Origin of the sequence: Gilliamella sp. wkB178 (assembly GCF_001690705.1) — a bacterium.
GTDB classification, from domain to species: domain Bacteria; phylum Pseudomonadota; class Gammaproteobacteria; order Enterobacterales; family Orbaceae; genus Gilliamella; species Gilliamella apicola_K.
Genome location: NZ_LZGK01000013.1, coordinates 117,251 through 135,231 on the forward strand (window position 1 = coordinate 117,251; position 17,981 = coordinate 135,231).

Here is a 17,981-nt window from a genome sequence, read left to right on the forward strand (position 1 = left end):
ATGATTGGACACGGTAAATTTCACTCATTAACCTTAATTAACTGGAATGGTTTTTTTGCTCGCACTTTTGAGCTAGACCAATTAGTCACTACCTTATCTGGTGGTAATGGTGCCGGTAAATCAACTACCATGGCGGCATTTGTTACGGCATTGATTCCAGATTTAACTTTATTACATTTTAGAAACACCACTGAAGCAGGGGCTACATCTGGCTCTCGTGACAAAGGTTTGCATGGTAAGTTAAGACCAGGTGTTTGTTACTCAATGTTAGATGTGATTAACTCACGTAATCAACGCATCATTTGTGGTGTTCGTTTACAGCAAGTAGCCGGACGAGATAAAAAAGTTGATATAAAACCATTTTTGCTGCAAGGCCTCCCGGTTGGCATTAGCCCAACTGAGTTAGTTACTGAACGTTTACATGACAAACAAGCACGAATTTTATCTTTGTCAGAATTAAAAGATAAAGTCGAAGCAATGGATGGTGTAATCTTTAAGCAATTCAATTCGATAACTGATTACCATTCAGTTATGTTTGATTTTGGGATTTTACCAAAACGATTACGTTCATCATCAGATCGTAGTAAATATTACCGATTGATTGAAGCCTCACTTTATGGTGGTATTTCTAGTGCAATTACGCGTTCATTGCGCGATTATTTATTACCAGAAAATAGCGGCGTTCGTAAAGCGTTCCAAGATATGGAAGCGGCATTACGTGAAAACCGCATGACCTTAGAAGCTATTCGTGTTACGCAGTCAGATCGTGATTTGTTTAAACATCTTATTACTGAATCGACTAATTACGTTGCTGCTGATTATATGCGGCACTCGAATGAACGCCGCGTACATATTGAATCAGTGTTAGGGTTACGCCGTGAAGTGTTTAAAACCCAAGAGTTGCTCATTAGTAATGAATTTCGTCAAGTTGAAATGGCGAAGGAACTTAAAGAATATCAAGATGCGCAAACTGATCTAGAAACTGATTTACAAGCAGCCAATGATCACCTTAATCTAGCGCAAACAGCACTTCGCCAACAAGAAAAGATTGATCGTTATCAAGCTGATTTAGATGATTTAAATGGAAAACTTGAAGAACAAAACGAAGTGGTGATAGAAGCGAATGAACAATATCAAAACTATCGTGATCAGGTTGAACATACTGAACAAGAAGTTGATGAAATCAAAACACAATTAGCCGATTATCAACAAGCATTAGATGTGCAACAAACTCGAGCTATTCAGTACCAGCAGGCACTACAAGCACTGAAAAATGCTCAGTCTTTATGTCAATTACCAAAATTAAACATTCGTAATATTGAAGATCACTATGCTGTTTTTAATGAAAAACAACAAGAAATAACCGAACAAGTTTTAGATCTAGAACAAAAGCTTAGTGTCTCTGATGCCGCTTTTAACCAGTTTGATCGTGCTTATCAGTTAGTAATTAAGCTAGTTGGTGAAGTCATGCGTAGTGATGCCTTCGCTGCAGCTAAAGAAGCATTAAGGCAATGGCCTTCTCAATGTTATCAAGCTGAACAAGCCGAACATTTACAACTGCAACTTGATGAATTAGAACAAAGATTTTTTGAACAAAAAGAAGCCGAATCTCTATTAACTCAGTTTTGTAAACGTATTGGGCGTCAAGTCAATTATGATGAGTTAGATGAGTTAAAACAAGAACTGGAAGTACAACTTGATGATAATGCGCAGTTGGCTAATGAATCAAGTGAAAAACGTATTGAATTTAGGCAAGAACTGGAACAAATTCAAACTAAAATTACTGATTATCATCAAAAAGCGCCACAATGGTTACAAGCGCAAGATGCCCTAATTGCACTACAAGAACAAACCGGACAAACGTTTAGTCATAGCCAAGCGGTTACACAATATATGCAACAACTGCTTGAACAAGAACGCGTGTTAGTGACAGATCGGGATCAAATTAATTTCAGACGAAGTCAGTTAGATACACAGATTGAACAATTAAATCAGCCAAGCGGTGTTGATGATGGGCGTTTATCGGTACTTGCTGAGCGTTTTAATGGGGTCTTACTGTCTGAAATCTATGAAGATGTTACCATCGACGATGCGCCTTATTTTTCAGCATTATATGGTCCGGCAAGGCAAGCCATTGTGGTTCCTGATTTATCTTTAGTTAAAACCCAACTTGAAAATCTTACTGCTAGTGATGAAGATTATCCTGAAGATATCTATTTTATTGAAGGCGATCCATCGTCATTTGATGATAGCGTTTTTGAATGCGAAGAAATGAACAAAGCTGTGCTGGTCAAAACAGGTGATAGGCAATGGCGCTTTTCTAGTTTCCCTGCAGTACCACTTTTTGGTCGTGCCGCAAGAGAAGTCCATCTTGAAAAGTTATCAAGTGAACGTGATGAGTTACATGAACGTTATGCAACTATTTCTTTTGATTTACAAAAATTACAACGTATTGAACAAAATGTTGGCCAATTCATTGGTCAGTATTTAGCGATTGCTTTCGATATTGATCCTGAAGCGGAAGCACAAAAATTATCAACTAGACGTAATGAAATCGAACGTCAGTTATCATCTCAAGAAAGTATTGATCAAAAAAATCAACAGCAAGTAGCTAATTGTAAAGAGCAATTAAACACAGTTAATAGGTTAGTTGCTCAAATGCACCTCCTTGCGGATGATGATTTGGCTGACCGAGTCGATGATTTGCGTGAACAACTTGCCGAAGCGCAAGACGCGGTACAATATGTAAGTCGTAACCGCAATACTGTGTCCGAACTAGAACCAATGGTTGCGGTATTACAAAGTGATCCTGAACAAAATGAAGCGTTGCGTGAACATTACAACACGGTTAAAGCGCAACAACAAACTATTCGCCAGCAAGTGTTTGCTTTGACCGAAGTGATGCAAAGGCGAGCGCACTTTGGTTATGAAGATTCAGCAGGAATGTTGGGTGAAAATACTGACTTAAATGAAAAGCTACGTACTCGCCTAGAAATTGTTGAAGCTCAACGAACCGAAGCTCGTAGTCAAATGCAGCAGTATCAGGATAAATATAATCAATATAATCAAACTCTAGCTTCGCTTAAAAGTGCCTTTGAAACCAAGCGGGATATGTTAAACGAACTGCATAAAGAGATTGAACAAATTGGTGTAAAAGCTGATGCAATTACCGAAGAAAGAGCACGTAACCGTCGTGATGAGATCCACCAAAAACTGAATACTAACCGTCAAAATTGTTCATCATTAGAAAAACAACTCATTATGTGTGAAACCGAAATGACACAGATGCAAAAACGGTTAGCACAAATATTACGTGATTACAAACAATTACGTGAACAAGTAGTACAAGCTAAGGCAGGATGGTGTCTGGTTCTACGGTTGGTTAAAGAAAATAGCGTAGAGCGGCGTTTGCATCGTCGTGAACTAGCCTATTTAAGTGCGGATGAGCTGCGTTCTATGTCAGATAAGGCATTAGGTTCATTACGTTTGGCGGTGAATGATAATGAACATCTACGCGATATATTGAGATTATCCGAAGATCCGAAACGACCTGAGCGTAAAATACAATTTTATATTGCCGTTTATAAACATTTGCGGGAAATAATTCGCCAAGATATTGTTAAAACTGATGATCCAATCGAAGCTATTGAACAAATGGAAATTGAATTGTCGCGCTTAACCGAAGAACTCACTTCCCGAGAGCAACAATTGGCAATTAGTTCCAAAAGTGTGGCAAATATTATTCGTAAAACAATTCAACGTGAACAAAACCGTATTCGCATGCTAAATCAAGGTCTTCAAGCCGTGGCATTTGGTCAAGTGAATGGAGTGCGTTTAAATGTTAATGTTCGTGAAGCTCATGCCGCACTATTGACTGCTCTTGCTGATGAACAAAATGAACATCAGGATCTATTTAGTAGCAATCAAATTACTTTCTCCGAAGCTTTAGCTAAACTTTATCAACGCTTAAATCCACATATTGATATGGGGCAACGCACAGCTCAAACGGTTGGTGAGGAGTTACTTGATTACCGCAATTATTTGGAAATGGATGTTGAAGTTAATCGTGGTGCTGATGGTTGGTTACGAGCTGAAAGTGGGGCGTTATCCACTGGGGAAGCAATTGGTACTGGTATGTCTATATTATTAATGGTTATTCAAAGTTGGGAAGATGAATCCAAACGTTTACGTAATAAAGATATTTCACCATGCCGTTTACTATTTTTGGATGAAGCTGCGCGTCTGGATGCCAAATCCATTGCAACATTATTTGAGCTTTGTGAAAGGTTAGAAATGCAATTAATTATTGCCGCACCAGAAAATATCAGCCCAGAAAAAGGTACCACCTACAAACTGGTACGTAAAGTAATTAATAACCATGAACATGTACATGTGGTTGGTTTAAAAGGCTTTGCCTAGATATTTATTCACTCTCGCCGGCTTTTGTCGGCGAATTGCCCTATTTAAATCTATTTATTGTTAGCGAATAATTACCAGTATTTGTTAAATACCAAGTAATCAACTTGAAGTGACCAATTATTTTGTTTTAATCCTCAATTATTAGATTCAGTGCTTTTAATACTTATTTAATTATGCAACATAAATGCAAATTTTATTTAATCTATGTTGTATTTTTAATCATAGTATTCAGATGTTATTTTAATAAATTGATTTTTTTAATATTTATTTTTGGCATATATTTTGCTTTCTATTACAAAAGCGGTTTTTATTTCATAGAGAGTCATATTAAAAATAGGGAGATTTATATGCCTAAGATTCGTTGGTTAATGATTATAATGTGTTTTTTCGCTCTAGTTATAAGTTACATTGATAGAGCAAATCTTGCTGTTGCTGCACCATATATTTCTGATGAATTCCATATTGATCCTATATGGATGGGATTTATTATGAGTGGTTTTTTCTGGACATATGCTGTAATGCAATTACCTTGTGGATGGTTTGCTGATAAAGTTGGACCCAGAAAATCATTCACAATTGCTGTAGGTTGGTGGTCTGTTTTTACAGCATTCACCGCTTTAGCTAAGGGACCTTTTAGCTTAATGGGATGTAGATTATTATTAGGTATTGGGGAAGCGGGTGCAAATCCGTCATCTGTAAAAGTAATCTCTGCTTGGTTTTCAGTTAAAGAAAGGGGATTTGCTGCAAGTATTTTTGATAGTGGTGTAAGAATTGGTCCTGTTGTTACTTTACCTATAGTATCTTGGTTAATTTTAACTTTTGGATGGAGAATATCTTTTGTTGTAACCGGATTGCTTGGATTTATTTGGATTGTTTTCTGGTTAAAATTTTATCATGAACCAGAAGAACATCCTAAAGTTACGCCTGAAGAATTAAAATATTTACAAAAAGAAAGAAATACTCCTACAACTTCAAAAAATTCTTTGAACCAATCAACGCAAAAATTACCTTGGATTTCTCTTTTTAAATATCGAACAATTTGGGCAATGATGATCGGTTTCTTTTGTCTCAATTTTGCGTTTTATTTTTTTGTAACATGGTTTCCTAGTTATTTAGTTCAAGCTAAAGGCTTTTCACTTACTCAACTTGGAACAATTGGTATGTTACCAATATTATTAGCTAGCCCTGGGAGTTGGGTTGGAGGATTAACATCAGACTGGTTATATAGACGTGGTTGGGGGTTAACAAAAGCTCGTAAAACGTGTTTAGTTTCAGCTATGTTAGCTTCTTCTGTTATTACCTTGAGCGCATTTACGGATAATATCTATTTAACTTTAATCTTTTTCTCAATTTCTTATGCAAGTTTAGGTTTTGCTGGAGCTAATATTTGGTCATTGCCTAGTGATGTTGCTCCATCACCTTCTCATGTGGCGTCAATAGCTGGAATTCAAAATTTCGCTTCTAATTTAGCCGGTATTCTTGTTTCTACAGTAACAGGTGTAATGCTTTCAATTAGTGGGGGGTCTTTTGTAGGACCTTTAGTTCTTGCTGGTGTTTTATGTTTAATTGGTTCTGCTTCTTATCTCTTTTTATTAGGTAAAATTGAACCATTACCTATGCCACAATCAAAGTAATAAATAATTAGGAGAATAACATTATGAAAACACTTACAAAAGAAACTTTGAAAGTTATGGCTAATGCAATAAGAATATTATCAATAGATGCTATTAATAAAGTTAATTCTGGGCATCCAGGTTTACCTCTTGGAGCCGCTGATATTGTGACAGTTCTTTTTTCAAAATTTATGAAGTTTGATCCAAATAATCCATCTTGGTCAGATCGAGATAGATTTGTTCTTTCTGCTGGTCATGGTTCAATGTTGCTTTATGCCTTATCTTATCTGACTGGATATAAGGCTATGAAACTTGATGATATTAAAAGATTTAGAAGACTAGGTAGTAAAGCTCCAGGTCATCCTGAACTTAGTCTTGATACAGGGGTTGAAGCTACAACAGGACCGTTAGGACAAGGTTTCGGAATGGCTGTCGGTATGGCATTAGCCGAGAGAATGATGAATGATCGATATGGTGATGATATTGTTGATCATTATACATATGCTTTAGTCGGTGATGGTTGTTTGATGGAGGGTATTTCTTATGAAGCGGCATCACTTGCTGGACATTTAGGATTAAATCGTTTGATTGTTTTATTTGATGATAATGGAATCTCTATTGATGGGCCAGTCAGTATTACTACTTCAGAAAATCAACAAGCAAGATTTGAAGCTTGCGGATGGGATTGGCAATCAGTAGATGGACATGATCCAGAAGCTATAGAAAAAGCAATATTATTTGCAAAATCTACAAATAAACCAAGTATTATCTCTTGTAAAACAGTAATAGGTCTTGGTTTACAATCAAAACAAGGAAAATCTGCAGCACATGGTCAACCACCTACAAATGAAGAATTAATTAAAGCACGTCAATTTTATAATTGGCAAGAAGGAAGTTTTGAGATTCCTGATGATGTACTAACATTATGGCGTAGTATAAGTCAAAAAGGACATCAAGAATTTGTAAATTGGTCTAATCGTTTTGCTAAAGTAGACCATAAAATTCAAAAAAGTTTTAATGATGCTATGATGGGTAAATTACCTGAAGGATGGCAAAATCTTATTCAAAAAAATAAAGAATTTTTTGCATCAGAAACTCCTAATGAGCCAACAAGAAAATCGTCTAAAACAATATTAGAATCGCTTTCATCATTTATACCAGAAATAATTGGTGGTTCAGCTGATTTAACTCCAAGTAACTTGTCTAAACCTGATGATTTTCAAGGAGTATCTAAAGGTAATTATAGTGGGCGATATATGCATTATGGTATTCGTGAACATGCTATGGCAGCTATTACTAATGGTATTGCTCTTCACAAAGGTTTTTTACCTTATTGTGCAACATTCCTTTGTTTTTCTGATTATTGCCGCCCTGCGGTTAGATTATCTGCTTTGATGAAAACGAGAGTAACATATATCTTCACACATGACAGTATAACTCAAGGACCAGATGGACCAACTCATCAACCAATAGAACATTTTGTAACGATGAGAGCAACACCAAATTCGTTATTTATACGCCCTGCTGATGGAGTTGAGACTGCTGAATGTTGGGAAATCATCTTAAAAACAGTTGATAATCCAGTTGCGTTAATATTAACTCGCGAAGCTGTTCCTGCAGTAAGAAAAGATGCAAGTATAGAAAATAAATGTTTTAAAGGAGCTTATGTTATATCTGAACCATCAAAAGATCCAAAAGTAACCCTCATCGCTACGGGTTCAGAAGTTAGTGTGGCACTTGAAGCTCAAAAAATTCTAGAATCTAAATCAATTGGAACAAAAGTTGTTTCTGCTCCATGTTTGGAATTATTTAATAGACAAGATATTGATTATAAACAATCAATTCTTGATAAAAATACATTGCTTGTTTCTATAGAAGCGGCTACTACTATGGGGTGGGACCGTTATATAGGACCAGATGGAATTATGATTGGTATGAATAGTTTTGGTGATTCAGGATTACCAGATGAGTTAATGCAATATTTTGGTATAACTCCACAAAATATAGTAGATTCAGTACTTACAAAAATGAATGGTAGATAATAAGGTTAAATATTTATTTTGAATTTAAAGAGGAGAATGAATTATGCTTAAATTTGCTGCAAATCTTACTATGATGTATGGAGAATATAATTTTTTAGATCGATTTTCAGCTTCAGCAAAAGATGGCTTTACGGGAATTGAATATATGTTCCCATATGATTTTAATGTAAATCATATCAAAGATCGATTAGTGGACAATAATTTAACTCAAGTATTAATTAATGCACCAGCTGGTGATTGGGAAAAAGGTGATAGAGGATTAGCATGTCTTCCTAATCGGCAGGAAGACTTTTATTCCTCATTAATGAAAGCTCTTGAATACTCTCAAGTATTAGGAAATAAGTTGTTACATATAATGATTGGTAATCGTAACCCTGAAGTATCATATGCTAGGCAACTTGCTGTTTTAAAGAATAATTTATCTTTAGCAGCAGAAAAAGCTAGAAGTTTAGATATTACAATTGTTATTGAAGCAATTAATCGTCGTGATATGCCAATGTTTTTTATGAATAAACAAGATGAAACTCAGTCAATCTGCTTAGAGCTTGGATATCCAAATTTAAAAGTTTTATTTGATATTTATCACTGTCAAGTTTCAGAAGGTGATATATCTAAAAAACTAGAAAATGACTTACCTCATATAGGTCATATTCAAGTCGCTAGTGTACCAAATAGAAATGAACCAGATAGTGGAGAATTAAATTATTCTTACATTTTTTCAAAATTAACTAGTTTAAATTATCAAGGATGGATTGGTTGTGAATACCGTCCAGCTAAAGGAACAACAGATGGTTTAGGTTGGATTAAAAATCTAAATATGAATTAATAAATATTTAGTTTTACATGTTTTATAATAAAAAATGCCTAACTAAAAGAAAAAAATAGTTATTTTTCAAATTGTTATAATGTCGGTGTAAACTTGATCTGGCAGTTAATTGTTTTTTATCTGTTGCCTGCCAGAGTATATTTAGTATGGTTTTTTATATATTTTATTTTGCTTATTAAAATAACTATTCGATTTATTTTAGATATTGAAAAAATTTATAGATGATGATCACATTTTTAATTAAATTATTCTATAAATTAATAATAATTTAATTTTACTGTTAGTATAGAAAATAATTATTAGGCATAATTATATAGAATTATCAGAAGATAAGTAAATATTATTAATAGGTTGGATTTTAAGCATATATTCTTTTTAGAATAATGGTTAAGTGAATAATCTATTAACATTATTATGTATACTGTAAATTGATACCAGAGAAGAAACTAAAGTATTAATCAATGTGTAAAGGAAATTAATTAGTATTTAAAATTTAGGGTGTTATGTTTTATAGATAAAAAAGTGATATTAAGTAATTAATATTATTATATATAGAAGGATATTTATATGATTGATATATTAATTATTTGCCCTTTAGAAGATATTTATGATAAATCACGTGAAATAATTGAAGAGCAACATTTAACTAATGTTAATGCTATTTATGTAAGTAATATGTATGATGGATTAAGTGTTGCTACTAAATGGGTTAATAATGGGACTTCAATTATTATTACTCGAGGTGGAATTTATGATTTAATCAAAAAGCATCTTAGTGTTATCTTAATTGATATTTCTATTTCTATTAATGATATCCTACCGCAATTAATAAAAATAGCTGATATTAGTTTACATAAAAAAGTAAGTTTTGTAGGTGTAGATAGAATAATAGAAAAAGTTAAAACGTTGATTCATTTTTTAGATATTAATTTTGATTTGATGATTGTAGATGAAAGAGAAAAAAATATCGATCAAATTATAAAATATTGTATAGACAGTAAAGTTGATATATTATTTGGAGATGGATTAGCTAATAAAATTGCTAATATTACCGGTTGTTCAGTATTTAATATAACGGCTCAGAAATTATCGTTAAATCTTGTCATTGAAGAAGCATTAAGAATCCTACAATATACAATTAATTTAAAACAAAATATTTTCTATTTCCAAAATATTGTAAATTTTGTCAGAGAAGGGATTATTGCAATTAATAAAAAAAAGGAAATAACTGTTATAAATGAAAAAGCTGAAAAGTTGTTGGGATTAAATAGAGATAATGTAATCAACAAACCCCTCAGTGATTATAACCCTTTAGTTAAACTGCTTACTTACCAAAATGATTTGAAGGAAACAGTTCTCAATTTTGATGGAAAAAAATTAGTTGTTAAACTAGAACATATAGTTTCACATAATAAAATTGTAGGTTCGGTAGCTCTTTTACAAGAAATTACGGAGATACAAAAAATTGGCGATAATGCTAGATGGTTGAATAAAAAGAGAGGTTTTGTTGCTAAATATCATTTTGAAGATATTATTTATTCAAGTAAATCGATGGAAAAATGTTTGAATATGGCGAATGAATTTTCGAAATATGATGCTAATTTATTGATAATAGGAGAATCAGGTGTAGGAAAAGAGATGATATGCCAAAGTATTCATAATAAAAGTGATAGAAAAGAACATCCTTTTGTTGCAATTAATTGTGCAGCAATACCAGAATCTCTTATAGAATCAGAACTTTTTGGTTATGCGGAAGGAGCATTTACTGGTGCAATAAAGAATGGTAGACCTGGAATTATAGAACTGGCTAATAATGGTACTGTTTTTTTAGATGAAATTGGAGAGCTTCCATTAAATATGCAAGGAAGATTATTGCGGGTTCTTCAAGAAAAAGAAATTATGCGAATAGGAGATTCAAAAGTTATACCAGTCGATATACGTGTAATATGTGCTACTAACCGGAAATTGGATGAAATGGTCGTATCAGGTCATTTTAGAAAAGATTTATTCTTCAGAATTAATACGTTAAATTTGCAAATTCCTAATTTAAACGATCGTGGTGAAGATTGTATTTTAATTTTAGCAAACCATTTTCTTAAGATATTTTCATTAAAATATCATAAAAAATTAGTTTTATTTACAAAAAAACAATGTATTGATTTGGTAAATCATTATTATATAGGAAATGTTAGAGAATTATCTAATATTATAGAACGTTATGTTATTTTAGATTTTAAAAAACTTTCTTTTGATTTCATTCCTATTAAAGCATTGATATCTGATGAATCCAAAAAAACTAATGAAATTATAAATATAAATAGTATGTCAAAATTATTAACATTAGAGCAAATTGAATCCCATTATATTCAGCTGGTTCATGAACATTATAATAATATAACTGAAACGGCAAATGCTCTAGGGATAAACCGTACAACACTTTGGCGTAAATTAAGAAATATAGACAAAGTCCAACATCAATATAATAGCTAGTTAAGATTAAAATTTATACCATCAATTTTCCCCAAACTTCTTCGCTAGGTCGTGTTAATGTGAGCAATTGCCATTCAATCACGCATCTTGTTTGTAACTCAATATTAGCCATAGATAAGGCTTGCATAAACTGCGGTAACTTAGTAGGGGATATGGTAGGTTGGTTTCTTACTTTCGGGCTGTTAAATACGTCGGTAATTTTAGCAAGAGGATTATTATCGATAATTCCCATATTGACAGCGTAATACATTATTTCATTGATTCGCCGGCAAACTCTCTTTACTGTCTCATATTTATTATTGTTATTTAATGGTTGTAAAGCATTGATGGCTTTAATTACGGTTACTTGGTTTATGGGAATGTCTTTGATGTAAGGGAATACATGATTCTCTAATGAACGCCAAGCCTTTTTTAAAGTTTGTTCTTCTAATCCTTGTTCTGTTTTGAATTTAAGCCACCGTTCAGCCATGGAATAGAATGTATTGCTGATTGCTTCTTGCTTAAGTTGTTCTTGTTCCGTTTTATGTTCTTGGAGATCTATGCCTTGCTTAATTAATTCGCGTGCTTCGTCGCGTTGTTTTCGCGCTTGCTGTAGTGAAACTTCGGGATAACTACCAAAACTGACCGTAGTCCTATTATTCGTTATAGGGCGATAATATCTAAATTGCCATATTTTTGTCCCTGTTGACTTGATAAGCAAAAGCAAACCATTTCCATCATAAATAGGATAATCCTTACTTTGTGGCTTGGCGTTCTTAATTTGTGTATCAGTCATTGGAGCTATTTTTTTAGGCATACTTTCACCTTTTGGGGCTATGAAATTATAGGACTATGTCCGCGTAGTCCTTAATATAGTCCCAAAAAATATGAATGTAAATGTATCTTACTGATGCTTACGAAATAGCAAAATAGGCTTTAAGCCTTATTTATACTAGTTTTGATGTGCTTTAAAGAGTTTTAAAGAATGTTACTGAATATTGAATTGGTGCCGTGGGCGGGACTTGAACCCGCATGCCCTGAAGCACTACCCCCTCAAGATAGCGTGTCTACCAATTTCACCACCACGGCGCCGTGATTATTCTGGGATATCAGATGTTGGATTTGTGGTATTTGGTTGTGTAACTGGTGCAGTTGTAGGTTCAGACTCATTGGTATTTGGCTGCGTAGTTACTGGTGCACCTTCTTCAATATTGTTAAATTCACCACTTGATGTTGTATGGCTATGACTGCCTAAATTTGATAAGACAATACTTAATACAAAAAATAATATACCTAAGATGGTCGTAGTGCGAGTTAAAAAGTTGCCACTGCCTGATGAACCAAATAAAGTTGCTGATGCTCCAGCACCAAAAGATGAACCCATATCAGCACCTTTGCCGCGCTGAATTAATACTAAAACGATTATCACAAGAGCGATAACTAAATAACCTACAATTAAAAGTTCGTACATTTCAACCTGTCAAATTTTATATGTTATACAACAGAATTTATTGTTGCGAAATATTAGCGAAAGAGTGCTCAACAAGCAAGTAGATTTTCGGATTTTCTGTATTTATCCTAATCAATTGTGCGTTTTTACCGAAAAATCAGTATAATATTGCCATTTTTAGTGTAACATATTTAGAACTATGAAATTTATTGTCAAACTTTTTCCCGAAATTACCATCAAAAGCGATTCTGTACGTTTACGTTTTATCAAAATATTAGCTAGTAATATTCGTAATATCTTAAAGCAACATATTGAGGAAGTTGCAGTTATACGCCATTGGGATTTTATTGAAGTGCGTCCCAAAATTGCAAACAGCGAATCGCAAATTTTAGAACTATTAACCCGCATTCCTGGTATTCATCATATTTTAGTTGTTGATGAGTTAACTTTTATTGATTTGCATGATATTTATGAAAAAGCTTTGAGTTATTATGCCCCATTAATTGAAAATAAAACTTTTTGTGTCCGCGTTAAACGTCGAGGAAAACATGATTTTACTTCAATTGATGTTGAACGTTATGTTGGTGGCGGTCTTAATCAACAAGTGGCTTCTGCTACGGTTAAATTAACTCATCCTGATTTTACAGTTAACTTAGAAATTGATAAAGATAAGTTGCTACTGGTAAAAGGGCGTTATGCTGGAATTGGTGGTTTCCCAACTGGTACACAAGAAGATGTTATCTCGTTGATATCTGGCGGCTTTGATTCAGGCGTTTCGAGTTATATGTTAATTAGGCGTGGATCGCGAGTACATTATTGTTTTTTTAATCTTGGCGGCAAAACTCACGAAATAGGTGTGAAACAAATGGCCCATTATTTATGGGAACGTTTTGGTAGTTCGCATAAAGTGCGTTTTATCGCAATTGATTTTTCCGATGTTGTTGGGGAAATTCTTGAAAAAATTGATGATGGCCAAATGGGGGTCATTTTGAAAAGAATGATGATTCGTGCTGCGTCAAAAATAGCCGAGCGTTATAAAGTTCAAGCATTGGTTACTGGTGAAGCCTTGGGACAAGTATCAAGCCAAACGTTAACTAATTTACGTTTGATTGATAATGTTAGTGATACATTAATTTTACGACCGCTTATCACACATGATAAAGAAACTATTATTAACCTTGCACGTCAAATTGGTACTGAGGATATAGCCAAAACCATGCCTGAATTTTGTGGCGTAATCTCAAAGAATCCAACAGTAAAAGCAGTTAAAGAAAAAATAGAGGCCGAAGAACTTAATTTTGACTTTTCTATTTTAAATAAAGCCGTTGAAGAAGCGGAAAATATTGATATTCGGGAAATAGCTAAACAGGCGGATACAACTATTGCTGAGGTTGAAACTGTAACCACACTTAAACCAGAACAAATAATCATAGATATTCGTTCTCCAGAAGAACAAGAAGATCAACCTCTTAAATTAAATGATGTGCAGGTTAAACTAATCCCATTTTATAAATTAGCGACTCAATTTGGTGATTTAGATCAATCCAAACAATATTTGCTTTATTGTCATCGAGGAGTAATGAGTAAATTACATGCACTTTATTTAATTGAACAAGGATTTCAAAATGTTAAGATTTTTAAAGATTAGCTTTCTATGCATAAATTTATTATGTAGCTAACACTTTTTCATATATTATTAGAATAATTTAAAACAATATGATTTTTTTGTAATCGGATAACGATAAATTATTATAAATTAATAAGTCGAAGAGGATTGTAATGAACAAATTACTTGTAGTTGATGATGATCCAGAAATTACCTCTTTATTGAGTGAGTTATTAGAATTAGAAGGATTTAAAGTTGTGACGGCCAATAGTGGAATTCAAGCTTTAAAGAAATTTGATAAAACTGTTGATCTTATTTTATTGGATATAATGATGCCTAAGATGAATGGACTTACCATGTTATCTGAACTAAGATCTAAATATACTGTTCCCGTTATTTTCCTAACAGCTAAGGATAATGCATCTGATAAAATCATTGGCTTTGAGCTTGGTGCTGATGATTACATCTTAAAACCATTTAATGATCGTGAACTTATAGCACGAATTAATGCATTGTTACGTAGAAAGAATTGGGATAATCAAGCTAATGACAGTGCAGATAAACCTGCTCAATATACTATTGATAAATTAACTGTCAATCGCAATCAGCGATCTGCTTATTTTGATGATAATTATATTGATTTAACTGGCACAGAGTTTCAGGTATTACTTATTTTACTTGAAAATGCAGGCAAAATTATTTCTCGAGATACATTAAGTGAAAACGTTTTAGGTAAAGAGTTTTCACCTCTTGCCCGTTCAATTGATGTTCATGTATCAAACTTGCGCAAAAAATTGCCTCCGCGAAGTGATGGTCTGCCTTGGATTAAGACGTTACGTTCTAAAGGTTATTTGTTCATTATGGACCAAAATGATGACATTCAGCAGGATTAAGTTATTTTGTTAAATAAGGTAAACTAATATGTGGATTTTCGATCGGTTAACAATCAGAATATTCACAATATTTTTTCTAACGATAGCTTTTTTCTTAATGCTTGTTATGTTATTACCTAATTTTGATTCTCGTAATCTAACTTATTTAGCTAATAAAGAGAAAGATTCAGGTAATCTTCTTGCTAAACAAATTGAAAAAGAATTAGTTAATGTGCCCAAAAATAGTTTTCGTTGGTGGATGCGCTTTATTGTGGTAATGGATAATTACCAAAAACCAGGACAGTTTTTATTTATTGTCACTCCCAATGAACAAATAATTACTGCCGATAGTAATCATATAGATCTTGTTAAGAATTTTAATGAAAAATCACATAATGTTAATGATCCTGCCAAAAAAATCTATGATTCTCAAGAGATTATTGGACCATTTTTAATTCATTATACTGACCAAGATTATCAACTATACATTTTACAATCAGCGTCTGATATTCAATCACAATTTGCTAATTTGGTTTTTGATCATCCCTTTTTATTGTTAAGTTTAACCATGTTGGCTAGTTCTCCTTTTCTTTTATGGTTGTCATGGAGTATTGCAAAACCAGCTCGGCGTTTGAAAAAGGCTGCAGATCGAGTGGCTAAAGGCAATTTACAAGAATGGCCGGAGCTTGAACAAATTGGTTCATCAGAATACAAAGCAACCGGAAGTAGCTTTAATCATATGTTACGTGAGTTAAAAAGGATGCAAGAATTGCAGCAACAGTTACTTTCCGATATTTCTCATGAACTTAGGACTCCATTAACTCGTTTACAGTTAGCCACTTCATTATTGCGGCGTAAACAAGGTGAAAGTAAAGAAGTTGTACGGATTAATAGTGAAGCTTTAAAACTTGATTCAATGATAGGTGATTTATTGTCTTTAGCCAGACAACAATATGACAATAATGAAGTACGTGAACTAAAACAAATTGATGTTTTATTTAAATCAGTCCTTGATAATGCTGTTTTTGAAGCAGAACAAATTGGCAAAAAATTTACAATTGAACATATTCCAACAAATATTACAATTTTATGTTATCCAGATGCTTTATGTAGTGCTCTTGAAAATGTAATTCGCAATGCTTTTCGCTATTCTAGGAGTGAAATTGAAGTCAATTTTGCTGTTAATCAACATAGCTTAACCATTACTATAGATGATGATGGACTTGGTGTGCAACATGATGAATTAGAACAAATTTTTAGACCTTTTTATCGTACTAGCGAGGCCCGTGATCGTGAATCAGGTGGAACTGGTTTAGGGCTTGCTATTGTGTCTAATTCCGTCACTCGAGATAATGGCACGGTTAAAGCAGAAAAAAGCCACTTAGGGGGGCTTAGAATTGTGATAGTATTACCTATTTATAAATACTAATAATAACAAGAGAAAAGAATGTGTTAGATGTAGCATTAAATATTGTTTTATTTGAACCAGAAATACCCGCTAATACTGGTAATATTATTCGTTTATGTGCCAATACCGGTTTCAATTTACATATTATTGAACCAATGGGCTTTTTTTGGGATGATAAAAAGTTAAGACGAGCTGGACTCGATTATCAAGAATTTGTTGATGTAAAGCGTTATAAAAATCTTAATCAGTTTTTAGATTACAACCAAATCGATTTAGTAAGCCAAGTTTATGCTTTAACTACAAAAGGACAAAAACCTCATAGTGAAGTTCATTATCAAGCCAATGATTTTTTAATGTTTGGCCCGGAAACACGGGGATTGCCGGCAACAATATTAGATAAGTTACCTATGGAAAAAAAGATTCGTATCCCGATGCGGGCTAATAGCCGAAGTATGAATTTATCTAATTCTGTAGCTGTAGTTATTTATGAATCTTGGCGACAACTTAGTTATCAGGGCGCTAATTAAATATTGTAAGTTTGATTTATAATAAAATTACTTGAACAATCAACTTAGTGAAGTATTTATATATAAAAAGCAGAAAGTTTTTAATATTAGCTTTCTGCTTTTTACTTAATATATCTATAAATTTACTGTAAAAAAATAGAAATATGCTTTTATTTTACTCGAGAAACATATTCACCAGAACGAGTATCAACTTTAAGTATTTCACCAATTTGCACAAATAATGGTACTCGTACAACTGCTCCAGTAGATAACGTTGCTGGTTTGCCACCAGTACCTGCTGTATCACCTTTTAAACCTGGATCAGTTTCAATAACTTCAAGTTCAACAAAGTTTGGTGGCGTTACTGCAATGGGTTGACCATTCCATAAAGTTAAAATACATTCAGCCTGCTCCACTAACCATTTGGCATTATCACCTACCGCTTTAGCATCAGCAGATAATTGCTCAAAAGTTTCATTATTCATGAAGTGCCAAAATTCACCATCAGTGTATAGATAAGCTAAATTCATATCTACAACATCAGCTCCTTCAACAGATTCTCCAGATTTAAATGTTTTATCAACAGTTTTACCAGAAAGTAATTTTTTAATTTTTACACGGTTAATTGCTTGCCCTTTGCCTGGTTTATAAAACTCGTTTTCAACAATTACACATGGTTCGCCATCTTGCATTATTTTAAGACCGGCTTTAAACTCATTCGTACTATAAGATGCCATAAAAGCTCCAACAATTATTCTGAATTTCAAAAA

General features: G+C 33.3%; 12 protein-coding genes and 1 tRNA gene. 9 read left to right on the top strand and 4 right to left on the bottom strand.

Annotated elements, in window-relative coordinates; translation table 11 throughout:
- From mukB to A9G13_RS04805, 5 genes are all read left to right on the top strand, one after another.
- On the top strand, window positions 1-4,419 hold the full coding sequence (gene mukB / locus A9G13_RS04785) for a chromosome partition protein MukB (protein ID WP_065556478.1): 4,419 nt from the start codon (window positions 1-3) through the stop codon (window positions 4,417-4,419).
- A gap of 347 nt (window positions 4,420-4,766) precedes the next feature.
- Window positions 4,767-6,053 (top strand): MFS transporter, encoded by a 1,287-nt coding sequence (locus tag A9G13_RS04790; RefSeq protein WP_065556479.1) that lies wholly within the window; start codon window positions 4,767-4,769, stop codon window positions 6,051-6,053.
- 23 nt (window positions 6,054-6,076) lie between these two features.
- The gene (gene tkt, locus A9G13_RS04795) at window positions 6,077-8,074 is read left to right on the top strand and encodes a transketolase (RefSeq protein WP_065556480.1); all 1,998 of its coding nucleotides are present in this window, start codon (window positions 6,077-6,079) and stop codon (window positions 8,072-8,074) included.
- A 43-nt stretch (window positions 8,075-8,117) separates the two neighbouring features.
- On the top strand, window positions 8,118-8,900 hold the full coding sequence (otnI, locus tag A9G13_RS04800; protein ID WP_065556481.1) for a 2-oxo-tetronate isomerase: 783 nt from the start codon (window positions 8,118-8,120) through the stop codon (window positions 8,898-8,900).
- 567 nt (window positions 8,901-9,467) lie between these two features.
- Window positions 9,468-11,390, top strand: a complete 1,923-nt coding sequence (locus tag A9G13_RS04805) for a sigma 54-interacting transcriptional regulator (RefSeq protein WP_065556482.1) — start codon at window positions 9,468-9,470, stop codon at window positions 11,388-11,390.
- Window positions 11,391-11,403: 13 nt separating this feature from the next.
- On the opposite strand, the gene A9G13_RS04810 is transcribed toward A9G13_RS04805, so the two are convergent.
- From A9G13_RS04810 to secG, 3 genes are all read right to left on the bottom strand, one after another.
- Complete coding sequence (locus A9G13_RS04810) at window positions 11,404-12,186, bottom strand: integrase arm-type DNA-binding domain-containing protein (protein WP_065556483.1); 783 nt, start codon at window positions 12,184-12,186, stop codon at window positions 11,404-11,406.
- A gap of 187 nt (window positions 12,187-12,373) precedes the next feature.
- A tRNA-Leu gene (locus A9G13_RS04815) sits at window positions 12,374-12,458 on the bottom strand.
- A gap of 7 nt (window positions 12,459-12,465) precedes the next feature.
- Window positions 12,466-12,840 (bottom strand): preprotein translocase subunit SecG, encoded by a 375-nt coding sequence (secG, locus tag A9G13_RS04820; RefSeq protein WP_065556484.1) that lies wholly within the window; start codon window positions 12,838-12,840, stop codon window positions 12,466-12,468.
- A 178-nt stretch (window positions 12,841-13,018) separates the two neighbouring features.
- Here secG and thiI point away from each other — a divergent pair, with 178 nt between their 5' ends.
- The 4 genes from thiI to trmL all read left to right on the top strand — a co-directional run bounded on the left by thiI (window position 13,019) and on the right by trmL (window position 17,232).
- On the top strand, window positions 13,019-14,467 hold the full coding sequence (gene thiI / locus A9G13_RS04825) for a tRNA uracil 4-sulfurtransferase ThiI (RefSeq protein ID WP_065556485.1): 1,449 nt from the start codon (window positions 13,019-13,021) through the stop codon (window positions 14,465-14,467).
- A 131-nt stretch (window positions 14,468-14,598) separates the two neighbouring features.
- Window positions 14,599-15,318 carry a response regulator gene (locus A9G13_RS04830; protein WP_065556486.1) on the top strand — a complete coding sequence of 240 codons (720 nt, stop codon included), beginning with the start codon at window positions 14,599-14,601 and terminating at the stop codon, window positions 15,316-15,318.
- 34 nt (window positions 15,319-15,352) lie between these two features.
- Window positions 15,353-16,726: an envelope stress sensor histidine kinase CpxA gene (cpxA, locus tag A9G13_RS04835; RefSeq protein WP_141670895.1), complete on the top strand. Its 1,374-nt coding sequence runs from the start codon at window positions 15,353-15,355 to the stop codon at window positions 16,724-16,726.
- 20 nt (window positions 16,727-16,746) lie between these two features.
- Entirely contained in the window at window positions 16,747-17,232 is a 486-nt protein-coding gene (trmL, locus tag A9G13_RS04840) for a tRNA (uridine(34)/cytosine(34)/5-carboxymethylaminomethyluridine(34)-2'-O)-methyltransferase TrmL (protein WP_065556488.1), read from the top strand.
- Between the two features lie 149 nt (window positions 17,233-17,381).
- Here the strand turns inward: trmL and efp are convergent, their stop codons facing one another.
- Window positions 17,382-17,948 carry an elongation factor P gene (gene efp, locus A9G13_RS04845; protein ID WP_065556489.1) on the bottom strand — a complete coding sequence of 189 codons (567 nt, stop codon included), beginning with the start codon at window positions 17,946-17,948 and terminating at the stop codon, window positions 17,382-17,384.
- Window positions 17,949-17,981 lie beyond the last annotated feature (33 nt).

What these genes read in the sequence shown, in the direction of transcription:
- mukB (WP_065556478.1), top strand. Translation starts at nt 1, where the DNA reads ATGATTGGACACGGTAAATTTCACTCATTAACCTTAATTAACTGGAAT.
- A9G13_RS04790 (WP_065556479.1), top strand. Translation starts at nt 4,767, where the DNA reads ATGCCTAAGATTCGTTGGTTAATGATTATAATGTGTTTTTTCGCTCTA.
- tkt (WP_065556480.1), top strand. Translation starts at nt 6,077, where the DNA reads ATGAAAACACTTACAAAAGAAACTTTGAAAGTTATGGCTAATGCAATA.
- otnI (WP_065556481.1), top strand. Translation starts at nt 8,118, where the DNA reads ATGCTTAAATTTGCTGCAAATCTTACTATGATGTATGGAGAATATAAT.
- A9G13_RS04805 (WP_065556482.1), top strand. Translation starts at nt 9,468, where the DNA reads ATGATTGATATATTAATTATTTGCCCTTTAGAAGATATTTATGATAAA.
- A9G13_RS04810 (WP_065556483.1), bottom strand. Translation starts at nt 12,186, where the DNA reads ATGCCTAAAAAAATAGCTCCAATGACTGATACACAAATTAAGAACGCC.
- secG (WP_065556484.1), bottom strand. Translation starts at nt 12,840, where the DNA reads ATGTACGAACTTTTAATTGTAGGTTATTTAGTTATCGCTCTTGTGATA.
- thiI (WP_065556485.1), top strand. Translation starts at nt 13,019, where the DNA reads ATGAAATTTATTGTCAAACTTTTTCCCGAAATTACCATCAAAAGCGAT.
- A9G13_RS04830 (WP_065556486.1), top strand. Translation starts at nt 14,599, where the DNA reads ATGAACAAATTACTTGTAGTTGATGATGATCCAGAAATTACCTCTTTA.
- efp (WP_065556489.1), bottom strand. Translation starts at nt 17,948, where the DNA reads ATGGCATCTTATAGTACGAATGAGTTTAAAGCCGGTCTTAAAATAATG.